This is a genomic window from Shouchella rhizosphaerae (assembly GCF_036700015.1).
Lineage (GTDB): Bacteria > Bacillota > Bacilli > Bacillales > Bacillaceae_D > Shouchella > Shouchella rhizosphaerae.
On record NZ_CP144921.1, the window covers coordinates 3,918,881 to 3,940,245 of the forward strand.

22 protein-coding genes, 1 other RNA gene and 1 riboswitch are annotated in these 21,365 nt (G+C 45.0%); of the genes, 7 read left to right on the plus strand and 16 right to left on the minus strand.

Translation table 11 applies throughout. The annotated features are described in order from the left end of the window. Positions 1-187: 187 nt before the first annotated feature. The 7 genes from rnpB to V5G21_RS19595 all read right to left on the minus strand — a co-directional run bounded on the left by rnpB (position 188) and on the right by V5G21_RS19595 (position 6,245). An RNA gene (gene rnpB, locus V5G21_RS19565) (RNase P RNA component class B) lies at positions 188-569 on the minus strand. Positions 570-627: 58 nt separating this feature from the next. Beyond that, positions 628-1,029: an RNase H family protein gene (locus V5G21_RS19570; RefSeq protein WP_011246857.1), complete on the minus strand. Its 402-nt coding sequence runs from the start codon at positions 1,027-1,029 to the stop codon at positions 628-630. Further along, positions 1,029-1,346, minus strand: coding sequence for a cell division regulator GpsB (gene gpsB / locus V5G21_RS19575; protein WP_011246858.1), 318 nt, complete (start codon positions 1,344-1,346; stop codon positions 1,029-1,031). Before gpsB ends, V5G21_RS19570 begins: the two co-directional genes overlap by 1 nt. A 104-nt stretch (positions 1,347-1,450) precedes the next feature. Continuing rightward, complete coding sequence (locus tag V5G21_RS19580) at positions 1,451-2,017, minus strand: DUF1273 domain-containing protein (protein ID WP_011246859.1); 567 nt, start codon at positions 2,015-2,017, stop codon at positions 1,451-1,453. A gap of 38 nt (positions 2,018-2,055) precedes the next feature. Continuing rightward, on the minus strand, positions 2,056-2,547 hold the full coding sequence (locus V5G21_RS19585) for a spore coat protein (RefSeq protein ID WP_011246860.1): 492 nt from the start codon (positions 2,545-2,547) through the stop codon (positions 2,056-2,058). A 190-nt stretch (positions 2,548-2,737) separates the two neighbouring features. Then, complete coding sequence (locus V5G21_RS19590) at positions 2,738-3,940, minus strand: ribonuclease H-like domain-containing protein (protein ID WP_011246861.1); 1,203 nt, start codon at positions 3,938-3,940, stop codon at positions 2,738-2,740. Positions 3,941-3,974: 34 nt separating this feature from the next. Next, positions 3,975-6,245 (minus strand): DEAD/DEAH box helicase, encoded by a 2,271-nt coding sequence (locus V5G21_RS19595; protein WP_338465031.1) that lies wholly within the window; start codon positions 6,243-6,245, stop codon positions 3,975-3,977. Positions 6,246-6,404: 159 nt separating this feature from the next. Between V5G21_RS19595 and pepF the strand changes: the two genes are divergently transcribed. The 4 genes from pepF to V5G21_RS19615 all read left to right on the plus strand — a co-directional run bounded on the left by pepF (position 6,405) and on the right by V5G21_RS19615 (position 11,989). After that, positions 6,405-8,198, plus strand: coding sequence for an oligoendopeptidase F (gene pepF, locus V5G21_RS19600; RefSeq protein WP_338465032.1), 1,794 nt, complete (start codon positions 6,405-6,407; stop codon positions 8,196-8,198). 139 nt (positions 8,199-8,337) lie between these two features. Continuing rightward, positions 8,338-9,771 carry a spore germination protein gene (locus V5G21_RS19605; RefSeq protein ID WP_212929798.1) on the plus strand — a complete coding sequence of 478 codons (1,434 nt, stop codon included), beginning with the start codon at positions 8,338-8,340 and terminating at the stop codon, positions 9,769-9,771. Between the two features lie 2 nt (positions 9,772-9,773). Next, positions 9,774-10,862 (plus strand): GerAB/ArcD/ProY family transporter, encoded by a 1,089-nt coding sequence (locus tag V5G21_RS19610; protein WP_011246865.1) that lies wholly within the window; start codon positions 9,774-9,776, stop codon positions 10,860-10,862. Then, positions 10,859-11,989 carry a Ger(x)C family spore germination protein gene (locus V5G21_RS19615; protein ID WP_011246866.1) on the plus strand — a complete coding sequence of 377 codons (1,131 nt, stop codon included), beginning with the start codon at positions 10,859-10,861 and terminating at the stop codon, positions 11,987-11,989. The genes V5G21_RS19610 and V5G21_RS19615 overlap by 4 nt, the downstream gene beginning before the upstream one ends. 16 nt (positions 11,990-12,005) lie before the next feature. On the opposite strand, the gene V5G21_RS19620 is transcribed toward V5G21_RS19615, so the two are convergent. From V5G21_RS19620 to V5G21_RS19640, 5 genes are all read right to left on the minus strand, one after another. Further along, positions 12,006-12,722: a hypothetical protein gene (locus V5G21_RS19620; RefSeq protein WP_142237508.1), complete on the minus strand. Its 717-nt coding sequence runs from the start codon at positions 12,720-12,722 to the stop codon at positions 12,006-12,008. 107 nt (positions 12,723-12,829) lie between these two features. Next, positions 12,830-13,450, minus strand: coding sequence for an alpha/beta hydrolase (locus V5G21_RS19625; RefSeq protein ID WP_011246868.1), 621 nt, complete (start codon positions 13,448-13,450; stop codon positions 12,830-12,832). Positions 13,451-13,457: 7 nt separating this feature from the next. Then, positions 13,458-14,420, minus strand: coding sequence for a ring-cleaving dioxygenase (locus tag V5G21_RS19630; RefSeq protein WP_011246869.1), 963 nt, complete (start codon positions 14,418-14,420; stop codon positions 13,458-13,460). A 192-nt stretch (positions 14,421-14,612) separates the two neighbouring features. Continuing rightward, a complete protein-coding gene (locus V5G21_RS19635) occupies positions 14,613-14,777 on the minus strand; it encodes a hypothetical protein (protein WP_156323135.1) in 165 nt (54 codons plus the stop codon). A 333-nt stretch (positions 14,778-15,110) separates the two neighbouring features. Continuing rightward, complete coding sequence (locus V5G21_RS19640; protein WP_051881139.1) at positions 15,111-15,980, minus strand: Cof-type HAD-IIB family hydrolase; 870 nt, start codon at positions 15,978-15,980, stop codon at positions 15,111-15,113. 134 nt (positions 15,981-16,114) lie between these two features. Here V5G21_RS19640 and V5G21_RS19645 point away from each other — a divergent pair, with 134 nt between their 5' ends. The 3 genes from V5G21_RS19645 (at position 16,115) to dapA (ending at position 18,139) form a co-directional block, all read left to right on the plus strand. Then, positions 16,115-16,630, plus strand: coding sequence for a hypothetical protein (locus V5G21_RS19645; protein ID WP_073304086.1), 516 nt, complete (start codon positions 16,115-16,117; stop codon positions 16,628-16,630). Between the two features lie 125 nt (positions 16,631-16,755). Continuing rightward, the gene (locus tag V5G21_RS19650) at positions 16,756-16,911 is read left to right on the plus strand and encodes an aspartyl-phosphate phosphatase Spo0E family protein (RefSeq protein ID WP_073304090.1); all 156 of its coding nucleotides are present in this window, start codon (positions 16,756-16,758) and stop codon (positions 16,909-16,911) included. Positions 16,912-16,962: 51 nt separating this feature from the next. Then, a riboswitch (Lysine riboswitch) is annotated at positions 16,963-17,140 on the plus strand. 93 nt (positions 17,141-17,233) lie between these two features. After that, complete coding sequence (gene dapA / locus V5G21_RS19655) at positions 17,234-18,139, plus strand: 4-hydroxy-tetrahydrodipicolinate synthase (protein WP_011246873.1); 906 nt, start codon at positions 17,234-17,236, stop codon at positions 18,137-18,139. Positions 18,140-18,192: 53 nt separating this feature from the next. Here dapA and V5G21_RS19660 read toward each other — a convergent pair whose 3' ends face one another. The 4 genes from V5G21_RS19660 to V5G21_RS19675 form a co-directional block, all read right to left on the minus strand. Then, positions 18,193-18,561, minus strand: coding sequence for a kinase-associated lipoprotein B (locus V5G21_RS19660; RefSeq protein WP_011246874.1), 369 nt, complete (start codon positions 18,559-18,561; stop codon positions 18,193-18,195). A 197-nt stretch (positions 18,562-18,758) separates the two neighbouring features. Continuing rightward, a complete protein-coding gene (locus tag V5G21_RS19665) occupies positions 18,759-19,013 on the minus strand; it encodes a hypothetical protein (protein WP_011246875.1) in 255 nt (84 codons plus the stop codon). A gap of 142 nt (positions 19,014-19,155) precedes the next feature. Next, on the minus strand, positions 19,156-19,767 hold the full coding sequence (locus V5G21_RS19670; RefSeq protein ID WP_011246876.1) for a YpjP family protein: 612 nt from the start codon (positions 19,765-19,767) through the stop codon (positions 19,156-19,158). A 94-nt stretch (positions 19,768-19,861) separates the two neighbouring features. Continuing rightward, positions 19,862-21,346, minus strand: coding sequence for a glutamate synthase subunit beta (locus V5G21_RS19675; protein WP_063609852.1), 1,485 nt, complete (start codon positions 21,344-21,346; stop codon positions 19,862-19,864). Positions 21,347-21,365 lie beyond the last annotated feature (19 nt).

Below are 21,365 nucleotides of genomic sequence, written 5' to 3' on the forward strand. Positions count from 1 at the left end.
CTACGATAGTTTACGACCAGGAGCTTTTCATTATCATAGCACAAAAAAGAGAAACTTTAGGCTATGCCTAACCGAAATTCATCTCCCACTTTCACTCCGTTTAGAAGTGGGAGATGAATTTCGGAGGAAAATTAAAAAAAACCCTTGTAAAGGGTTTTGGCTCGCTTATAACGTTCATCTCCATGCCATCGATAAGCCATGTTCTGTACCTTTGTACTACAAACGGTGATGAGCCTCGTACTCCGGCGACAACCATCTATCTACGAATTGCTTCGTTTTTTCAGTTCCGTTCATTTTCAGACTGAAAAATGCCCCTACCATTGTTTGGGTTTCTCGCTCGAGGGGTTTACCGCGTTCCACTCTGCCCGTTTCCAAGCAGACTACGTCACTGTGGCACTTTCAAGGAGTGCATGCCTTATCCATTTGGACGTAGGCATCTCTCCTGCCGTCAGCTGCACAGCAGCTGCCCTAGCTTATGGATTAACTAGGCACGAACACTACCGGCCTCTCAGCCGGTGCGAGCATGGACTTTCCTCTACACATAAAATGCGCAGCGGTTGTCTGAAGACATGTATCTGTCATAAGCGACTTGTTCAGTTTAACACATTTGCGCCAACTTAGCAATCATTATCGAAATAACCGCTTTGGTTCACGAATGGCCAAGCGTGCAAGTTCATCGGCTTTTTTGTTTTGTTTGCTTGGCACCCACATAATAAAAAAAAGCTCCAGTTGTGCAATTTTATCCAAAATGGAACAAAGATAGCCAGCATATGCTTTTGTTTTCACATGGGCCTTTTCGATGCTGTCACTGACAAGCTTTGAATCCGTACGCACCGACACTTGTTGCCATTCCTTTTGGAGGCATAGTTCAAGGGCAATATCCACTGCGGCAAATTCAGCTTCATGGTTCGTTTTGTCTCCAAGGTGAAAACGAAATTCTTGTGCTTCGCCATCCTTTATAAAAACAAGCCCAGCTCCAGAAGGACCTGGATTGCCAGCACTGGCGCCATCCGTATAGACATGGATCATTACTCGTACATTTTGCTGCCAAACACTTTTTTCTCCAAATTGGATAGACGTTGCAAAATGTCATAATTGGTACTGCCAGCCGAAGGCGTCGTAACGGTTTGGCTCCGTTGCGGACGTTCTGTTTGCTTTTTTAAATCTTGTTTTAACAGTTCATTTTCTCGTTCAAGTTGCTCGATTTTTTTTTGAAATGCTTCATAATCTTGAATGACGGTATCGAGAAATTTATCGACTTCGTCTTGGTTGTACCCTCTCATGCTTTGTTTAAAATCTTTATCTAAAATTTCTTTTGCTGTCAGCTTAATCTCCATTTGGCTCATCTTAGATCACCTCATGTCCTATTCCACGTTACTACTTCTATTTTTTCAAAACTCGCGCCTAAAGTCAATTTAAACCGAGTCAATTCACAAACTTTTACAACGCTTTAAAGAAAGTCGTCATATTGGTCTTGACGAACCGTTTCCTCGACCTCTTCAGGAGAAATGTAAAAAATCGGCTTTCCCTGAGCTTTGGCGCTAGCAATATAGTATAATGGTGAACCTTGCTTTTCTTCATCATAAAGAACAAGCAGACCGTCCGTCCGTTGAACTAGAAAATCGTTTTTTTGCCTAAGTTGGCCGACATGCTCATATGGGCGCTTCGAGATACACTCTACAAAATCAGCCATGGCTAACCTTGCCGCATAGCGTTCTTGCGCTGCTTGGGACCAGTTTGCCTCTTGCCCTTCAAAAGGAGGCAATATCGCCAGTTTTATGTGTGGATAAGCAGTCTCCTTTAAGGAAAAGACCACATCTGCCGCCCATTGTTCAACGCCAAGTTGGCCGCTTGTAATGATCCATTCCGTCCCTTCTTCGATAAAAGGGCGCAATCGGTTTTCAATCGTTTTTTTTAAATAGTGGACCCCCTGATGACTTTCCTGAAAAATCCCCAATTCATGGGCTTTATAACCTGTTACAAGCAGTGAATGGATAGCTCGTCCCTCCTTATTCAATACGTAAGGCAGGCTCGCGCCCGCCCAACGTATTAACCTTAGTACTCGTAGCCATTAAATGGCATCATGCCACTAGGCTTCATTTCTGATTTTGTTTTTGCGGTTGGTTTTGTGCTTGCCGGCTTTGTATTTGTTGGCATCACATTGCTTGGCATCATATTGCCTGGCTTTGCATTTGACGGCATAACGTTTGCTGGCATCGTCGCTTGCGGCTTTTCGCAGAACTGCAAATTTTGCACATTCTCTTTCACGCTTTCACTATGCGGGAATTTATGAATGTGTTTGTACACATGGTTATTGACATGTGTCGTATGAGTTGGATGGATTTCTGGCACAATGTATTCGTTCGTGCTTTCAACGACATTGTGCTTCGTCGGATGGACTACTGCTGGAAGCTCATGCGTTTGCGTTGGCAACGTCATATTCGGCAAATTTGGCGCCTCACACCCACAGTCTGCGGCAGGTTTTACATTTGGTTTGCATACTGGTCTTGGTGGCGGGCAGCAATGCGGTGGACGTTTATGAAACATAAAGTAAGTTCCTCCTTTTAATATTAGAGTCACTAATACCTTATGTCAGACTATCAGCAGGTGTACTAGTTCGATTACCTATTTTTACAGCCTCCAGCCCTCGGCGTTTTGCAATCGAAGTCAAAAAACGTCGCATGCTTGCGCATTTTACAGCGAAAACCGTCGACTATTGCGCTTCCCCGGGAAATGCTTATCGTTTTAATTTCCCGCTAATGCGTGTTGCCCGCTTTAACGCAGCCTCCCTTTCCTTGTTAGAGGAAGAAGACTCTAATGCCCGGTAGGCATAGATTTCCGCTTTGTCCCTTTCTTTTAAATAATGCTCATAAATAAGCGACAGCTCCGTCCAACAATGGTAGCTGGCAAACCCTTGCCGCACACAGGCATGGAACTGCTCTGCCGCTTCTGTGTAGCGCCGTTGTTTTTTCAATAAGTCGCCAAGGTGGCGCCTGGCTAAAAGGGGAAAATCTTTGCTATCCAATAAGCTTTCATATAAAGAAAACGCAGCTTGTTGCTGGCCGGTCGCTTCATGCCATCTAGCAATTTGGTAGCGTTCCGCGTCACTCGCTTGCCTCTTTGCATCTAAAATCAAGTCGCTTAACTTGGCATACAAAGCAATTAAAGACAGCATATCCGCTTCATGATGGGCAAACACAGATTCCATGAATGCTGGGTTCCCTTCCCTGACAAAGTCAAAATAAAGCATTGGCACTAGGTAGGACGGTGTATCTGCTGTACGCTTGATCCCAAGCTTTTCTGCTTCAAGCGTACTCAAATTGCATGAGGGAAGTTCGTTTTTCCACAGCCTGCGTGAACCATGGAGCAAGTCAAAATGACCGAACTTCGGCAATGCAGGCACGGCTTCCCGCAAATATGAATGGCGTGTTTTTAACCTTGGCCAATCAAACGCCTTGCCATTAAAAGTGACAAGATGGTCAAGCTTTTTGGCATCGGCAAGAAAAAAGTGATACAAAGCCACCTCGGCATCAGGTTTAGACAGCAAATACTGTTTAACCTCTACTTCTTTTTCTGTAAAAGAAGCAAAGCCAAGCAAAAACATTTGCGTGCCTGCCCCACTGCTTAATCCAGTCGTTTCCGTATCAAAAAACAACAGTTTTTCAGTAGGAATGCCCTTCTTAGACAATGGATGGGCTAAAGCACTCGAATCCCAACGATCAATTGCGGCTTTCATTTCAGCAAATGTTTTAGGGCCATGTTTTTCTTGCAAAGACATCCGCCTCGTCCGAATATAACAAATCATACCGTCAAACGAGCAAGCCTCGGTATTCAATTGTTCCCAACTTCCTTGTTCGTTGGTGTTCGCCGCCGATCCCTTCTCTTTTTCGGTGGTCGACATATGAGATTCAAACCGTTTTAATTTCGCCTTGATCGACATAGCCGCCTCCTTCCATTTAATACGGTATGTGAAATTATATAGTCATACTCCCCTTTTGTAATTGCCGAACAAGCATTTTAACGAGAACTTTTATGTTTTTTGCTGAAGAGGCGCTGCCGACACAAGACGGACAGCCTGATTCGCACTCGCATGAATCAAGAAGAACGGCAACATCGCTTAAAATGACATTTGTCCGCTCATATACTTCCTTGGCAAGCCCGATTCCTCCTGGGTAAGAATCGTATAGAAATATTGTCGGCAAGCCGGAATGGGTCGCCTTCCGTTGCGGCACAACATGAATATCACCCCGGTCACACATAATGCGCACAGGTGCAACGTGGTGAAGCAAATGAGCCAATGCTACTAATGCTTCTTCAAAGTCGCTTTCGCCGATTGTCTCTACCAACTCGGATTTAAACGATAACCACATCCCATTCGTGTGTAACTCTTCCTCTGGCAAATGAATCGGCCCTGAACCGATATTTTCCAACGTGCTAATACGTAGCTTTTTAAAAATCGTTGCTTTGCCTGTCACACTAACATCACCAAATGAAAGCTGGACATCGCCCTCTTCCCGACTCTCGTCTTCTTCAAGAACGCGGAGAGATACAGCCAGGTTCGCGTCCGTAAAATATTCAACGCTCACTTCACGGACAAACGCTTTTTTTTCATCCCAATCTAACTGTTCCACTTGATATTGAACACCTTCATGTAAATAAATCGCTTCCTCATGCAAGAGCGTCATTGCGCTAAAGCGGTCCATTTCGCCAATAACGCGATGATTGGTCACATCTGATTGGTCAATGATGACGACGTTTTCTTGTGAAGCTGAGCGCAAACTGATCCCATGGGCCGGAAAAGCGTCGCTCATCCAATGCCATTTGCCATTGTTTGCATGAAGTACATGCTGCTCTGTCAAGTAATCTAAATAGTCGTCAACGACCTCACCGCCAAAGACGTCTCCCGTTGAAAACGGCAGCTCGTAGGCAGCACATTTTAAATGGTCGATAAAAATCACAAGATTATGAGGGTTTAACCTTGCTGTTTCAGGCGGCCGTTCAAAAAAATAGTGTGGATTTTTGATTATATATTGGTCGAGTGGCGTGGAGGCGGCCACCATAATCACACACGACTCTTTTTGTCTCCGCCCAGCACGGCCTGCCTGCTGCCAAGAGCTGGCGATGCTACCAGGATAGCCAGTCATGATGCAAACTTCCAGTTGGCCAATGTCAACGCCAAGCTCCAACGCATTGGTGGATACGACTCCTTTAATCTCACCGGAACGGAGCCCTCTTTCAATTTCACGGCGTTGTTTCGGCAAATAGCCGCCACGGTAGCCTCGGATTGCTGAACGATTAAATGTCCGTTTCGTCAATTCTTGGAGCCTGCTTAAAATCAGTTCAACACGCACTCTACTTTTCGCAAACACAATCGTTTGGATTCCTTCTTTCAAAAACATTCCTGCCAGCTCATTCACTTTGGCAACAGCGCTTTGCCGAATTTGCAAAGGCTCATTCACTAACGGCGGATTGTAAAACAGGAAGTGCTTTTTTCCACGCGGCGCCCCATTGTCATCAATTAAGTCAAACGTTGACCCAGTTAACTCTTGAGCCAGCTCTTTCGGATTCGCAATCGTTGCTGAAGTGCATATAAATTGAGGGTTAGCGCCGTAATATGCACAAATTCGCTTAAGCCGGGCAATGACATTGGCGACATGGCTGCCAAAAACGCCGCGGTACGTATGAAGTTCATCAATGACAATATAGCGCAAGTGCTCAAAAAACGATACCCACTTTGTATGATGGGGCAAAATCGCCGCATGAAGCATATCCGGGTTTGTTAATACGATATGGCCTGCTTTGCGAATCGACGTACGGATTTGCGGAGCAGTGTCGCCATCGTATGTATGGCATTTGATATCCATCCCTATATCGGCAATCATGCCGTGCAAATCGCTCATTTGGTCTTGTGCAAGTGCCTTTGTCGGAAATAAATACAGCGCCCGGCTATGTGGAGAAGCAGCGATCTCCTGTAGGACAGGCAAATTGTAGCATAGCGACTTTCCAGACGCTGTCGGGGTAACGGCAACAAAATGTTTGTTTGCTAATGCCTTTTCAAAGGCTTCTGCTTGGTGTGTATACAGTTCACCAATCCCCTTTTTTCGCAAGGCTTGGCAAATGTTAAAATCCAATTCAGCTGGAAAAGGCACTGTCTTCGCTTCTAGTGGCGCAATTTCTTTCCAGTAAGATACATGTTCATCTTTCTTTAATTGGTTCAATAGCTGTGGCAAACGCTGTTTAAACATGGAACCACCTCATTTATTGTCTATCCCCATTTTAGCGAATGGTTGTTCTCTTGGCTATACGTAACCATTCATAAAAAAATTCTGAAAGATGGCTGGCAAAGGCCGGGCATTCATGTATAATGGAAATATATTTCGATTAACGAAACATAGGAGGCTATTATGGATTTAACTAAACGTCAAGATGTGCCTGTAGAGGAAACGTGGGACTTAACGGCCCTGTTCCCTAATGATGAAGCATGGCAAGCAGCGCTTGCCGAAGTAAAAGAACAAAGCGCCAAGCTTCCTGTTGGCGAAAAACTTGGGGAACGCCCTGAACATTTGCTAAACGGTCTCCAAGCAAGAGAAGCGCTATTGGAAAAAGCGGTTCTGGTGATCACTTATGCTTCTCTTTCTTTAGCAGGAAATGGAGCTGATGAGGCCGCTCAAGCCAATGCAAGCCGCGTTGAAGAAGCACAAGCGCTCATCCAAGCGAAATTAGCAAAGCTAGAAGCGGATATTATTGCATTGCCGACTGGATTAATCGAGCAATTCCGTAAGTCCCTTCCTGAGCTTGAGCGGTTTAGCGTCTATTTGGACAAACTGTTGGCGAATCAGCCTTATACCCTTTCTGCCGAAACAGAAGAAGCCCTTGCTTCTCTGTCGCCTGTGTTGTCAGCGCCATACAGCACATATTCACAAAGCAAAGCTGCTGATATGTCGTTTCCTGCTTTTAAAGGGGCAAACGGCCAGGATAAGCCCCTTTCATTCGCCCGCTTTGAAGACCAGTATGAGCTTTCGCCCAATACAGAAGAACGAAGAAATGCGTTTCACGTTTTCGACGAGACGTTGAAAGCATATGAACATACATACGCGAAATTGTTTGCAACCGAAGTGTCGAAGAATGTCACAATCGCTCGCCTTAGAGGCTTTAAGTCAGCCGAAGCCATGCTTCTTCACGATCAGGACGTCAGCGAAACGATGTACCATAACCAGTTGGACACGATTTATGAGGAACTAGCTCCTCATATGCGCCGTTACGCCACGCTAAAAAAAGAGGTCCTTGGCCTTTCTGAGCTTCGTTTTGAAGATTTAAAAGCGCCGCTCGACCCAGAGTTTGAACCAGAAACAACCTATGACAACGCATTTGCAACCATCATTGACGCACTTCGCGTATTTGGCGACGACTATGTTGACATGTTGCAAAGGGCAAAGACAGACCGTTGGGTTGACCGGGCTGACAATATCGGCAAAGCGACAGGCGCTTTCTGTTCAAGCCCGTATGGGGCACACCCTTACATTTTGCTGACTTGGAAAAATACGATGCGCGGTGGTTTTATTCTTGCACATGAACTAGGGCATGCAGGGCATTTTTATCTTGCCAATGCCCATCAGCCTCTCAGTGTAACTCGCCCATCGATGTATTGCATTGAAGCGCCGTCCACAATCAACGAATTGTTTTTAGGGAACCACTTGCTTAAACAGACAGACGATCCTCGGATGAAACGCTGGGTGCTGTTGCAATTTATTGGGACGTATTATCATAACTTTGTCACGCACCTGCTTGAAGGAGTTTTCCAACACCGTGTCTATCGTTATGCTGAAGAAGGCGTGCCACTGACCGCTGTTTTGCTTCGTCAGACGAAGCAAGAGGTTATCTCCGGTTTCTGGGGCGATGCCGTTCACATTGACGAGCGCGCCGGACGGACGTGGATGAGGCAGCCTCATTACTACAAAGGCCTTTATCCGTATACGTATTCTGCTGGTTTAACAGCAGCCACCAAAGCGTACTCCCTTTATGAACAAAACGGCCAAGTAGTCATTGACCGCTGGCTAGACATGCTCAAAGCTGGTGGCACCAAAAAACCACTGGATTTATTTAAAATCGCCGGAGTCGACATGGAAAACAAAGAAACCATTCGAGCTGCAGTTGCCTATGTCGGACGTCTCATCGAAAAACTTGAGCAAAGTTATTAAACATCAGTTACGCTGTTAGCCGAGTCGAACGTAAGGTTTGGCTACAGTTTAAAAACCCGCCTGCTGTGAAGGCGGGTTTTTTCATGCATAAGCGCAGCTAATTATTGCACACTAACAGTAAAAGAAGGAGGCTCTGGTTGTGGCAACAGATTATATAGGGATTTCATATAACGATATCAAAAGCAACATCCAGGCCGCCTTTCAAGAACAAGGCGATTTTGTTAGCAAAGAGATTACCATTCCTGGTTATGGGCGGAAATGTTGCTTATTCTTTCTCGGATCACAAATAAGTTGGAAAGTCATTGCCGAAGTTGGCTTAAATATTGAGAAACTGAGTGGTTCCGAACGTTTCGACGCCGCTTTCTGTTCTTTGCTTGCGCCGACATTAAGCAAAACGACTCTATTTCAAGATGAAATGGTGATGGCCATTTTTGAAGGCAATACAGTTGTGATCGCCGAACACTTATCAATTGCCTTTATTCTCCGTACACATGCGCCTAAAAAAAGAAGTTTTGCTGAGTCGACAACTGAAAAAGTCGTCCGTGGGCCAAAGCTCGCTTACATAGAAGACTTAGACGATAACATCGGCCTAACAAGGCAAATGGTGAACAGCAAAAATTTAAAAGTAGAAGAGCACCAAATTAAAGAAAATGAGAGCATTAAAACATTGTCGCTCCTTTATATCAAAGGGGTCGCCGATGAAGGGATTATCGCTGATATTACCGATCGCCTCCATAAAATTAAAACAACCGAAATTCAAGATTCAGGCATGATTGAAGAGTTGATCGAAGATGCGCCTTTTTCCCCTTTTCCCCAAATGCAAAGCACAGAGCGTCCTGACCGTGTTACCGCAGCCTTAAATGATGGCCGCCTTGTTCTTTTTGTCGCTAATTCGCCGTTTGCCTTGATTTTGCCGACTACGTTCGATATGTTGTTGCAGTCTCCAGATGACTATTATGAACGTTGGATTGCGAGCAGTTTTCTCCGCCTCCTTCGTTATATGTCCTTGTTTATAACCGTGTTCCTATCATCGCTGTACATTTCATTTGTTTCGTTTCACCATGGGCTTTTGCCAACAGACGTAGCCATGACGATCATCGCCACCAGGGAAGACATTCCTTTCCCGCCTATTTTGGAAGTGTTGATTATGGAAGTGACAATTGAATTGCTGCGTGAAGCGGGCATCCGCTTGCCTTCACCACTCGGGCAAACGATTGGCCTAGTCGGTGGCGTTATCATCGGCCAAGCGGCAGTAGAGGCCAATATCGTCAGTTCGCTCATGGTCATTATCGTCTCAATTACTACAATTACATCGTTTACCGTACCGAGCTACAGCTTTGGCCTATCGTTTCGGCTCCTTCGTTTTGGGGCGATTATCATTTCAGCGATTTTAGGGCTCGTTGGCGTGATGTTCTTCTTTTTGTTCGTGTTAATCCATTTGTCAAAACTGACAAGCTTTAACCAGCCTTACTTGTCAGGCAAGTTCTTTTTTTACAACCAAAAATGGAAGCAAATTTTCCTGTTGTTATCAAAAAAGAGGGCGCTTAAAAAGCCAAAAGGGAGCGGAGCTTAGCCATGATTCCCAAACAGACGCTATCTACTGTACAGTTAACCGTCTTAACTGCAATCACATTACTCGGCGTGCAATTTTTGATTCTGCCACGCGTGCTAACGGTAACGGCAAATTCAACAGACGGCTGGCTCACGATTGTGGCTGGAGCGCTCTATACATTCGTTCTCACTTGCTTAGCGCTCTACTTCATTGGCCGCCACCATGCAACTGACCTTTATACTTACGGGTATATGACTTTTGGCAAAATCGGCGGCACGTTGCTTCTTTTTTTAATCAACGTTTACTTTTGGGTAGCTTCAAGCTATCAAATTGCCGCTATGGCAGAAATGATCCGTTTTTACTTACTGCCATCAACACCGACATCGCTAATTAAAGTGCTCACTTTTTTATTAATTGCCTACTTGCTAAGCGGAAATTTGCAAACGATTTTGCGTGTCTCGTCGATTATCTTTCCACTCACTCTTTTAGTGGCAGGGACGATTTTAGTGTTTAGCTTTAAAGAAATGGACATCGGTCATATGAATCCGCCTTTTACGAACGGCGTTGCCAATGTAGTCTTTAATCCTAATGGTGTCCTTTTTCCGTTTGAAGGAATTGAAGTAATCTATTTCTTGCTTCCTTTTGTTAACAAAAAAGCTAAACCAAAACTTGCTGTTTTTAGCACGCTTGTGCTTATCTCCATCATTTACATTATTACGTATTTGATCGTTGTCTTAAATTTAGGGGAACGGGAAGTCAAAACACTTGTATGGCCAACGATTTCGTTTATCCAATCGTTTGAAACAGAGGGGATTTTCATTGAAAGAATGGAAGGGTTTTTGCTCAGCACATGGATCATGCAATTTTTTTCTACGAGCGTCATTTATAGCTTTTTGTCAGGATATTCCCTTCGTAAATATACAAAGCTAAAAAAGTCTTTTTCTGGGATGGCAGTTGCTGTCGCTATTAGCATGGTTATTTCCTTATGTTTTCAACATACGCTCGATACAAGGATCCTCCGTCTGATAAGTTTCTATGGGTTTGAAGTGATGTTGTTGCTTCCATTTGTCTATTTTCTCATTTACTCGGTTAAGAGGAAGGTGGTCCGATGAAACGCCTGTTTTTAGCAAACGTTGCAGTTATCCTGTTATTGTCAGGTTGTTGGGACAGCCGGAATATGGAGGATGTAACGTTAAACCTTGGCATTGGTGTGGATGTGACAGAAGAAGGACTCATTTCGGTCCTAAACCAAGTGATCGTGCCTCCAGCTCAACAAGGCGGTTCATCAAGCTATAACAACGTCATTGGTGAAGGCCCGACCTTTCACGCTGCCATCCGAGATATCACAACGTTGGAATTCCCTGTGTTCAGCCAACATCAGTCGATCGCTGTTTTTAATGAAGGCGTTTTACGAGGCAAACGGACGTTAGAGAGTTTGATTAACCAAATGATTCGCGACGACCATGTACGCCGCAGTTCACTCGTGCTTCTTACAAATGAGCCTACAAAAGAGGTGCTTGTCGCTCCCGACGAATCGACGATTCCAGCTCGTTTTATTGCCGAGCTGTTTGGCAACCGCACCCATTCGTCTGCGATTTTAAAAGCATCTACGTTAAGCTCCATTTCCTCGGACTTGCAAGAGGATTTGACGTTTCCTATGCAAATGGTCGTCAATGATAACGGCAGTGCTTCATTAAGCGGCTCTGGCATCTTTAAGAAGGGCCATCTATTAAAACCGTTGTTGAACGAGCAAGACAATGTCCATCTTAACTGGCTTTCTGGGGAACTCGAAGGCGGCATCGTCGTTTCTGAATGTAATGGCGATCCCCTTACTTTTGAAATTCTTGAAGTCAAAGTTCCTGAGATCAAGCCAACGTATCAAAACGGCCACTTTCACTTCCACATTCACCAACATTTTTCAGGGAGAATTTCCGAAAACTGGGACACACGGGATGAAAGTTTTTCCGCTGATTACTTGCAAACATGCATGGCCGCAGTAAAGAAGACGGTCGAAGACGGGGCATCGAACATGATGGAGCGGTTGCAAAAAGAGTACAAAGCGGATGCGGCGCGGCTCTATTTGGAAGCACAACTGGCTTACCCAAAATTATGGCAACAAATTCGCGACGATTGGGATGATGTTTACTTTGCCAATGCTTCTTTTGACTATGAGCTAACAATTGAAGTCATTGACTTAGGGGCGAAAGCTAGCCGTCGCAATAATCCGCAAATAAAGTGAAGACAAGCAAACGTCGTTACGTTTGCTTGTCTTCGCTCGCCTGCAACAATGCTTTATAGCCGGAACGCGTTAACTGGTTGTCTTCATCAATAAAGTCTGATTTCGCTAACGCTTCGGCACTTTCTTTAGAAAGACGCGGAATTAAGCGCTGAATTTCTTCGTTCAATGCTGTAAACGACCCTGTTTCTAATACGTCCTGGTCGATGGAAGCAGCGATTTCTTTCATCGGCGATTCACGCACAAAAAATCGTTTCGTGCCGCGCATCAACGTCATTAGCCGGCTCGACGCAGTCAGCCATTCTTGCCGGATTCGTGAAGTTTCCGTATCGGCTTGCTGAAGACGTTCGCGTATTGTTGATTTCTCAGCTTCTTCGAGCTCGGCCTTATTCAATAGCTCTTCAAATAACCGCGTCCGGTCAAGATCTAATTTTTGCAGTTGGAATTCCTTTTCTTCCAATGCTTTTAAATCATGTTCTTTTGTTTTCTCAAGCTCCGTTTGTTCCTGTCGGGCAAGCTCAGCTGATGAAGCTTGCTTTCTTTTCATTTCTTCCAGTTCCCGCTCAATTTTTTTCGTTTTTGCAATAAACACATACATAAGGGCAACTAAGCTTGCTAACACAACAATTTTGTACCAAATATCGCTCCAGATGGCTACAACGATAATGGCTACAAGAGCAACCCCTGCAAAAATATAGGAGCTTGTAGGATATTTTCCTTTATTTTTTGTAGTCAATTTCAATCGACCTCACTTTTCTCGCCCATCTTTTTTGCATTCTAGCGGGTTCACCCCTGTTTGTCTAGAAAAAGATTATCAAAAAAAGCGGCAGAGTAACCTGCCGTTTATTCTGGAAACATTCGATTGTACCATGTTTTGGCTGCATGGATTTCTTCAATAGCCAGCTCGTGTCCTCCTTCTGTCCAATAAACATCAGTGGCCGCGCCAGCTGTTTGCAAATCCGCTCGCAATTGTTCTGTTAAAGGGGCAGGTATGAGTGGGTCACGCTTGCCTGCCCCTAGAAATACAGCGGTCTTCTCCAAGGAAGGCAACGACTCTTTTTCTTGAGGCACCATCGCGTGGAACAACATAGCCCCTTTAAATGGGTTGCTGTATTCATACATTAAATTAGCGGCAATGTTTGCGCCATTTGAATAGCCGATTACAATGACATCATTACGGTTAAAGCCATACATGGCTGCTGCTTGATCAAGAAAGGTGTACAATTCACCCGTCCGCTTTTGTAAATCGTCCTTGTCGAACACGCCTTCAGCCAATCGCTTAAAAAAGCGAGGCATCCCATTTTCGCTCACATTGCCGCGCACGCCTAAAACAGAGGCATGCCCGTCAATCATCTCCGCAATTGGCAATAGGTCACGCTCGTTCCCTCCCGTGCCGTGAAGCAACACCAGTGTGGGAGCAGCGCTATTTTTCGCTTGTTGGAAAATATGTTTGTGTTCAGCCATTTGTCTCCTACTCCTCTCGTTTTACAAACAACGGCCGTAAATTCGCCTCTATTTCTCCACGCTTCGCCTCTAAATAAGGTGGAAGTGCAAGGCGTTGGCCAAGGGACTCATATGGTTCGTCTGCTTCAAATCCTGGACCGTCTGTCGCTAGCTCAAACAAAATGCCATTCCGGTCACGTGTATAGATGGATTGGAAGTAGTAGCGTTCGACAATGCCTGAATGAGCTACTCGGTTCCCCGAAAGCCAGTTTTGCCATTTTTCAAGTTCCTCTTTTGATTGTACACGGAAAGCTACATGGTGGACACTCCCCCGCCCAGGGCGTTCTTTATGTGATTCTGTGTCTTCTTTTAAATAGATTTCTGCCCCTGCTCCACCTTGGCCTGTCACGTAGAGTGAAGTGCTTTTGCTTACTTCACGTTCTAGTCGGAAGCCAAAGATATCCGTAAGCACGTTCGCCGTGACGGTTCGATCAGAAACGGTTATTTCCATAGGGCCCAGTCCATAAATGCCATATTGTTCCGGCACAGGGCTGTGCAGCCATGGTTTTCCATCGTTGTCTGTCCGTTCGTCGGCCACAAGCAACAAACGCTGCCCTTCAAAGTCTTCAAACAAAAGGCTGCTTCTCTCCCCTTCCGTTTGAATCCCTTCATGGGTGACACCTAGTCTACTAAACCGCTCACTCCAATAGGACAGCGCTTCATAGGAAGGTACCCTTAACCCTGTTCGTGAGATACTATTTGTGCCACGATACGTTCTGCCTGCCATCGGAATTTCAAAAAACGTCAACTCCGTGCCAGGATTGCCCCTTTCATCTGCGTAAAACAAATGGTACATTGAGGGATCGTCTTGGTTAACCGTTTTTTTCACAAGCCGCATCCCTAGCACGTTTGTGTAAAAATCTACATTATTTTTAGCATCAGCCGTGATCGCTGACACATGATGATGACCTATTAATGGGAGCATGTCCATTGCTCGTCTCCTTTTTCAGCGCTTTCGCCCTAACATTTTTTGGTACAGAAAGATGAACACATTCAATTACCCGAATCATTGACCTTGTTATTCCCCTTTTTCTCCTTTTCAGTTTACCATTATACGGGCGTGTTGCAACTAAAACGAGCCACGCTGTTCATAGAACAACATGGCTCATACAAGATTGACTGTCTAAGGTCGCTTTGCTGATTTTAAATGAGCAATCTCGTCTTCCAATAGCGCCACATATTGTTCATATATGTCAATAAACGCTTCGCGGCGGTATTGTCGTTCTTCTGCCTTCATCTCCTCGATTTTATGCTTTAGTTCTTCTTTCGAAGGATGGCGCTGCTCCATTCTATTCCCTCCCAACCAATTCTCCTTCTTACGCTCCCATTCCCGTTGCAAAAAAAATAAAACGCCCACTTGTATTACAACAGGTACACATTCCAGAGCAAAAAAAAACAGGGCGTGTGCCCTATGCATGGTAATCGTTAATCATTTCTAGAATGGTCATCTCTTCTTCCCGTTCTTGTTCCACTTGTTTGGTTTGCTCTCTCATGATTCACACTCCTTGAATGGTTTTAAAGCTGTTTCTCTCTATAACAATAGTATATGTACTTGTATCATAACAGTCAATATATTTTTCTGTTTGTTTTATAACAAATGACAAAATAAAAAAACAACCCCTTAGAGAAGGGATTGTTTTTTTAGCGCATAGTTTCGAATGGCGTAAGCAACGCCATGCTCATCATTTGTTTTCGTAACAAGATCAGCTTGTTTTTGAATCTCCCCTGGCGCATTTCCCATTGCAACGGCCAAGCCTGCTTTTTGAAACATCGACACATCATTAAAATTATCGCCAACGGCCATCACATCTTTTGGAGAAATGCCTAGTGATTGAGCTAATCGTTCGACCGCAATGCCTTTTTGGGCATTTACATCGGTAATTTCAAGATTGTCTGCTGCAGAGGCGCTGACGGCAAAGTTTTTGTCTAACTCTAGCCTGTCTCTCGCACTCATGAGCCGTTCAGCGTCTAGTGAAAAAGCAAGGAGTTTAAGCACAACCGCTCCGTCTTCAAGCAGTTTTTCGTAACAATCGATCAATTTGATTGAGCCGTTGTCAAAACGGTCTTTGGCGAATGTCATAATTTCTTGTTCAGACAATTTCGCGCCTGTTGATTTTAAGACATCGACTACTACGGCAAGGCCTGCTTCAAAATCGTCCGAATACACGCCTTCATTCGTATACACTTCAAAATACACATTTTCATTTTTTAAGACAGCCATCGCATGCCGGGCTTGGTCTGGACTGAGAACGGCTTCATGGAGAAGTCGTCCGTGTTCATCATGGATTTGCGCGCCATTCGCACTAATGATCGGCAATGATAACCCTGTTTTTTTCAAAGGGACTGTTGCCTCGTAAAGATCTCTCCCTGTTGCAATCGCGACAACCGCGCCTTGCTTTTGTGCTGCCTTGATCGCTTCTTCGTTCTCTTTTGATACAGAGCGTTTTTCATCAAGCAGCGTCCCATCCATATCAGTGACAATTAACTTCACGCGCTCACTCCTTTCCCATTTATTTTAAGGGAAACCAAATGCTATTTGCAAATACGTGCTTTTGCTTAATGGAATAGTTTTGTGTTTACGCGACATACTACAGGCAACACAGAATGAAAGAAAGGATGGACGAAATGGGAAAGAAACCGTTTGTCGCTCTCTTATTTGCATTACTTGCTTTATCCGCTTGCGTCGATGGCACTTCTCCTAGCAAAGCATCTGATGAAATCAAAGGGCTCTCGAGCCAATTGGATGTCAATCATGAGCAAAAAGAACAGTCAAAAGCAGCAGAAGACTATGCCCGTGCCTTTGAACAGTATGTTGATGAAGCTGCCCCTGTCTTGGTACAATTACAAGAGGCGGTCATGACAGGAAATAACAGTGAAGCAGCCGCACTTACAGAACTTCTCGCCGATAAAGCAAAAGCACACGAGCAAACAAACACGTTTCCGCCGCCATTTGCCGGAGGGTTTGAGGATATCCACCATTCCTATACGGTAAGCTTAGGCGAGCTTGAACAGGCGCTAAACAACCATTCCTATGAGGCCGAGCAACAACATTACAGCAATGCTTCTTTATCGTTTCGATTAATGAGGCGTGAATTTGAGTCAATTATTACGGAATATGGCATTAAGGCTAACCCCTCGTAGCAATTTGTCGAAGCTTGACTCTTTTTCCTTTTATTTGACTAGTTTTGTTAATGCATTTTTCTTCTTGCTTGATTTTCGCTATAATACGAAATGGAAGATGAAAATGTAAAGGCGGAGTGGCAAAAATGATTTATATTGATATTGAAGTGAAACGCAACGAAATGCATTTAATGGCCGGCAAATACGGCATGACGTCTAAAAAAACCGTTCAATGTTCACAGGAACTAGATGTTCTTTTAAATTGCTTGGAATCCCACCGTTATAGAAAGACTGATAAATAGTTTGCAAACCGGAATAAAATCTGATAAGGTTAAGCCATAAAATTGAACAGATGTGAGAGTAGAGGCGCGTAAACGATCAGTACGGCTGCTGAGGAATTGGGATCTGTTTGAACCAGCCGGAAAGGGGTTTATGCCGAAATGGGCGGTTTTTCCCAAAGGCCGTACCATTGGGGCTGTTTCTGAATAAGGGCAGCACTGTCATACGAACGTATGGGGGGCTATCTCAAACTTGGAAAACGACCCGTTTGCCTAGTGCAACAATGAGCCTCTGTCATTGTTGTTTTTTTGTGCCTCTACTCGCCACCTATTTAGGAGGATTCCCATGGATTTTGGCTACCTGATGACGGCAATGGTCACACCTTTTACAAACGAAAATGCTTTAGATGTGAATGGCATACGTACGCTCATACACCATTTAGCAAATAATGGGACGGATACGGTCGTTATCCATGGCACTACAGGCGAAGCCCCAACACTAACACTTGAAGAAAAACAAACGCTCCTTTCAGTCGCGGTGGAAGAAGCAGCCAATGCAAACATAAAGGTGATTGCCGGCATCGGCGCAAACAGTACACAACAGGCGGTACAAATGGCACAGTTAGCTGAGCAAACAGGAGCGGATGGGCTGATGGTCGTTGTGCCTTATTACAACAAGCCATCCCAAGAAGGGATTTACCAACATATTGCCCAAGTGGCTCAATCCACTCCTTTACCTGTCCTGCTTTATAACGTACCAGGCCGTACAGGTGCTGACATGAGTGCGGAAACAGCATTGAGGCTGGCTGAGATCGACCAAGTATTTGCGATTAAAGAAGCGAGCGGAAATATCGATAAAGTCACGGAGATTCTGCGTCTCGCCCCGGAAGGCTTTTCGGTATACAGCGGCGATGATTCGTTGACGCTGCCAATGATGGCAGTTGGCGCTAAAGGCGTTGTCTCCGTTGCCTCCCATATTGTTGGCCGTGAAATGAAGCAAATGATCGATGCTTTTGCAAGTGGCGAGCTGCAGCTTGCTGCCTCGATCCACCATAAGCTTTTCCCTGTCATGAAAGCGATGTTTATGGCACCGAGCCCTGCTCCTGTCAAAGAAGCGCTTGCTCGTTATCGGTTACCAGGCGGCGGGGTGCGTTTGCCGCTAATTGGCCTTAATGAAGCGGAAAACATGGAGCTCGCAGCGGTGCTTGAACCGTTTTTGCCAATAGCGAGTCGTTCGGTTGCCTCTTCATGAAAAAAGTTCCCTCATGTACGTATGAGGGAACTTTTTTATATCGTTAACCTTTTTTAAAAACGGTATTCCTTCCTAACTTCTTGAAGCAGCTGCAAACTTTTAACAGCCCAGTCACTGTCGTCGCTCCGCAAACGTTCGCAAGCAGCTTCCCAGGCAGCTTTTAATGATGATCCATAGTCTGGCAGCTCCCCTTCATACGGTTTCACAGTCGAAAACGGCACCCATGCCTTTTCCAAATAAGCAAGCGCTTTCCGCTCATGAAAAAAGGGAACGTCTATTTGTTTAGGATGATGCAAATCCCCTTGGTTCGGATGGGTAAGGACAGCAAGCACTTGAAACAGCGCCCTATTTTCTTCCTTCCTCACCTCTAGCACGTTGCCGATATAAATACCCGATTTATACTTTGCCTGTGACAGTTCCATTGTATCTCCCTCCTATCAAACGAGTTGAAAAATCAGCACTAAAAAAGCAACGGCGCTACAAAGGGCGCAAGGGGCAGTCCAATACAGCAACAGCCTTTTATTTCGCATAACTCCAAGGAGCGCTAGTCCGCCAAAAAGGCCTGCCGCGAAAAAACAGCCCAGCAAGGCAACCATGTAAGCCAGATCTGACGCACCCATTATAGGCCTGGCACAAGTGCCGTGAATAAGTTCCAAAGAAACTCAGACATAGGCACAAAATATTGGTAATTAAATTCCTGAAGGCGGTCATTTTCAACAAATAGTTCTAGAACAACAAGCAAAAATGTGCCACTCATAGACAAAATCGCGGCAGCTAGCACGACAACGAGCAACCCAATATAGGCGCACACAAGGCGGACTAGCCATTTTAGCCAAAATGGACGGGGCTTTCTGAATTTTTTATCAGCTTCCATCTAACAATTCCTCCATCACTAGTCTCTTCCTCTACTGTACCAAAGAATGAGCGGATAAGGGAATTGAAAATCTACTAATTGGCGACAATTCTAGTAACAAAAAAACCTCACGCTAACTGGAAGCGGAGGTTCCCTTTAAACTTTAGGCTGAATAAAGCGGGGGCTCATTTTTTCCCCAATAAATGGTTCCAAGTTCATAGTGGCCGTGGAAATTGTCCTGTAGCACATGATAATGAAATTGAAACACGTGCCCTTTTTTGGGCGGTCGGTTCAGCCGCACATGGAAACGGAGCAAATCATCGCCTGTTTTTTTATTGTAAACATGCATGATTTTCTCTCCGCGCCCTGGAGCTGGTGCGTGGGAAACGGTGATTTCAGCTAAATCATCGATTTGTACACTGCTTAGCAATTGTGAGACTGCTTGTTTCAAGCTAGGCATAATGAGTTCCTTATAAGCAGGCTCAATTTTAGGTGAAATTGCCTGTCCAAACTTTTGCAAGCCTTGTTTGTACGCTTCGTCCATAATAAAACGTTCCGTAAGCCAATAATGAGTTAGCTCAATGTCTTCGTATTGATCCGAATAGCCGACTACTACATCAAGCAAATGATATTCTTTGGCGTCAGCTTTCTGAACTAGCGCTTTTGCATCAGCTCTCTGTTTTGTCTCACGGTCAAACAAAGGATCAAATATTGGTAGATGAAAAGATAGAAAGGTTAGCATGACCATCATCATGCTTTTTAGACGACGAATCATGCCTACACCAGCCTTTCACATGTCCCTTTTTTCCTCATTATCGCACGCATCCACCTGCTTTGCCTATAGGAAAATAGGAAAAAAGCTAAAAAAATTACGGCAACCGTGTGCTTCCCATTAAATAGCGATCACATTCCCGTGCTGCTTCACGCCCTTCATGGATAGCCCAAACGACGAGACTTTGGCCGCGGCGATTGTCGCCTGCAGCAAAAATGCCAGGCTTCGAAGTCGTATATTTACCGTATGGCGCTTTTACAGTCGTCCGGCTTGTCGTTTCAATACCGAGCTGTTGCAATAGTTCTTGTTCTGGGCCAGTAAAGCCGATGGCAAGGAGAATGAGATCTGCTTTCCACGTACGCTCGGTTCCAGGAATTTCCGTCCTGATTTTCTGACCGTTTTTTAGTTCAGTTGTTACTTCGACTGTCTGTAAGCCAGTCACTTGGCCGTCTTGATTTCCGAAAAACGCTTTTGTTTGCAACATGTAAGAACGAGGGTCTTTTCCGTAAACAGCCATCGCCTCTTTATGAGCATCTTCAACTGTATGGATGATCGGGTACAATGGCCATACATTGTCTCCACTTCTCATGGCGCCTTTTTGCTTGTTAATATCAAATTGGGTAACGGAGGCGGCCCCATGGCGAATAGAGGTGGTAATGCAGTCTGCGCCAGTGTCACCGCCACCAATGACAATGACATGTTTGCCTTTTGCAGAAATAAACTCTCCGTCCGCAAGTTGCGAGTTTAATAGGCTTTTTGTGTTAGCCGTCAAAAAGTCCATCGCGTAATGAATGCCATTTAACTCTTTACCAGGCGCCTGGACTTCTCGTGGCTTTGTGGCCCCTGTCGCTAGAATCACTGCATCGAATGACGTTTCAAGTTCTTCAGCGGTGATGTCTACACCGATTTCAACTTCCGTTTTAAAGGTAATGCCTTCTGCCTCAAGAAGCTGAACACGCCGCTCGACCACCTCATTCGCCAACTTCACATCCGGAATTCCATAAGTCAGCAAGCCGCCAATGCGGTCATCACGCTCGAATACCGTTACCGTGTGACCAGCTTTGTTAAGCTGGGCTGCTGCAGCTAAACCTGCGGGGCCAGAACCGACAACAGCCACATGTTTCCCAGTCCGCGTTTTTGGCGGCTCCGGTTGAATCCAGCCTTCTTGAAAGCCACGCTCAACGATATGGTATTCAATTGATTTAATCGTTACAGGATCTCCGTTAAGGGCAACCGTGCAAGAACCTTCGCACGGTGCTGGGCAAACACGCCCTGTAAATTCGGGAAAATTGTTCGTTTTATGGAGCCGGTCCAATGCTTCGCGCCATTTCCCCCGATAAACGAGGTCATTCCATTCTGGAATAAGATTGTAAACAGGACATCCAATTTCTCCTGAACCTGCCATCGTCGTTCCCGCTTGGCAAAACGGAATTGCACAATCCATACATCGTGCCCCTTGTTGCCGCAGTTTGTCTTCTGGCATAAATAGCTGGAATTCCTGCCAATTTTTCGTCCGTTCAAACGGATCCTTCTTTTGTGGTGCTTCCCGCTTATATTCTAAAAAACCTGTCGGCTTCCCCACTGTTCTTCACTCCCTGCTG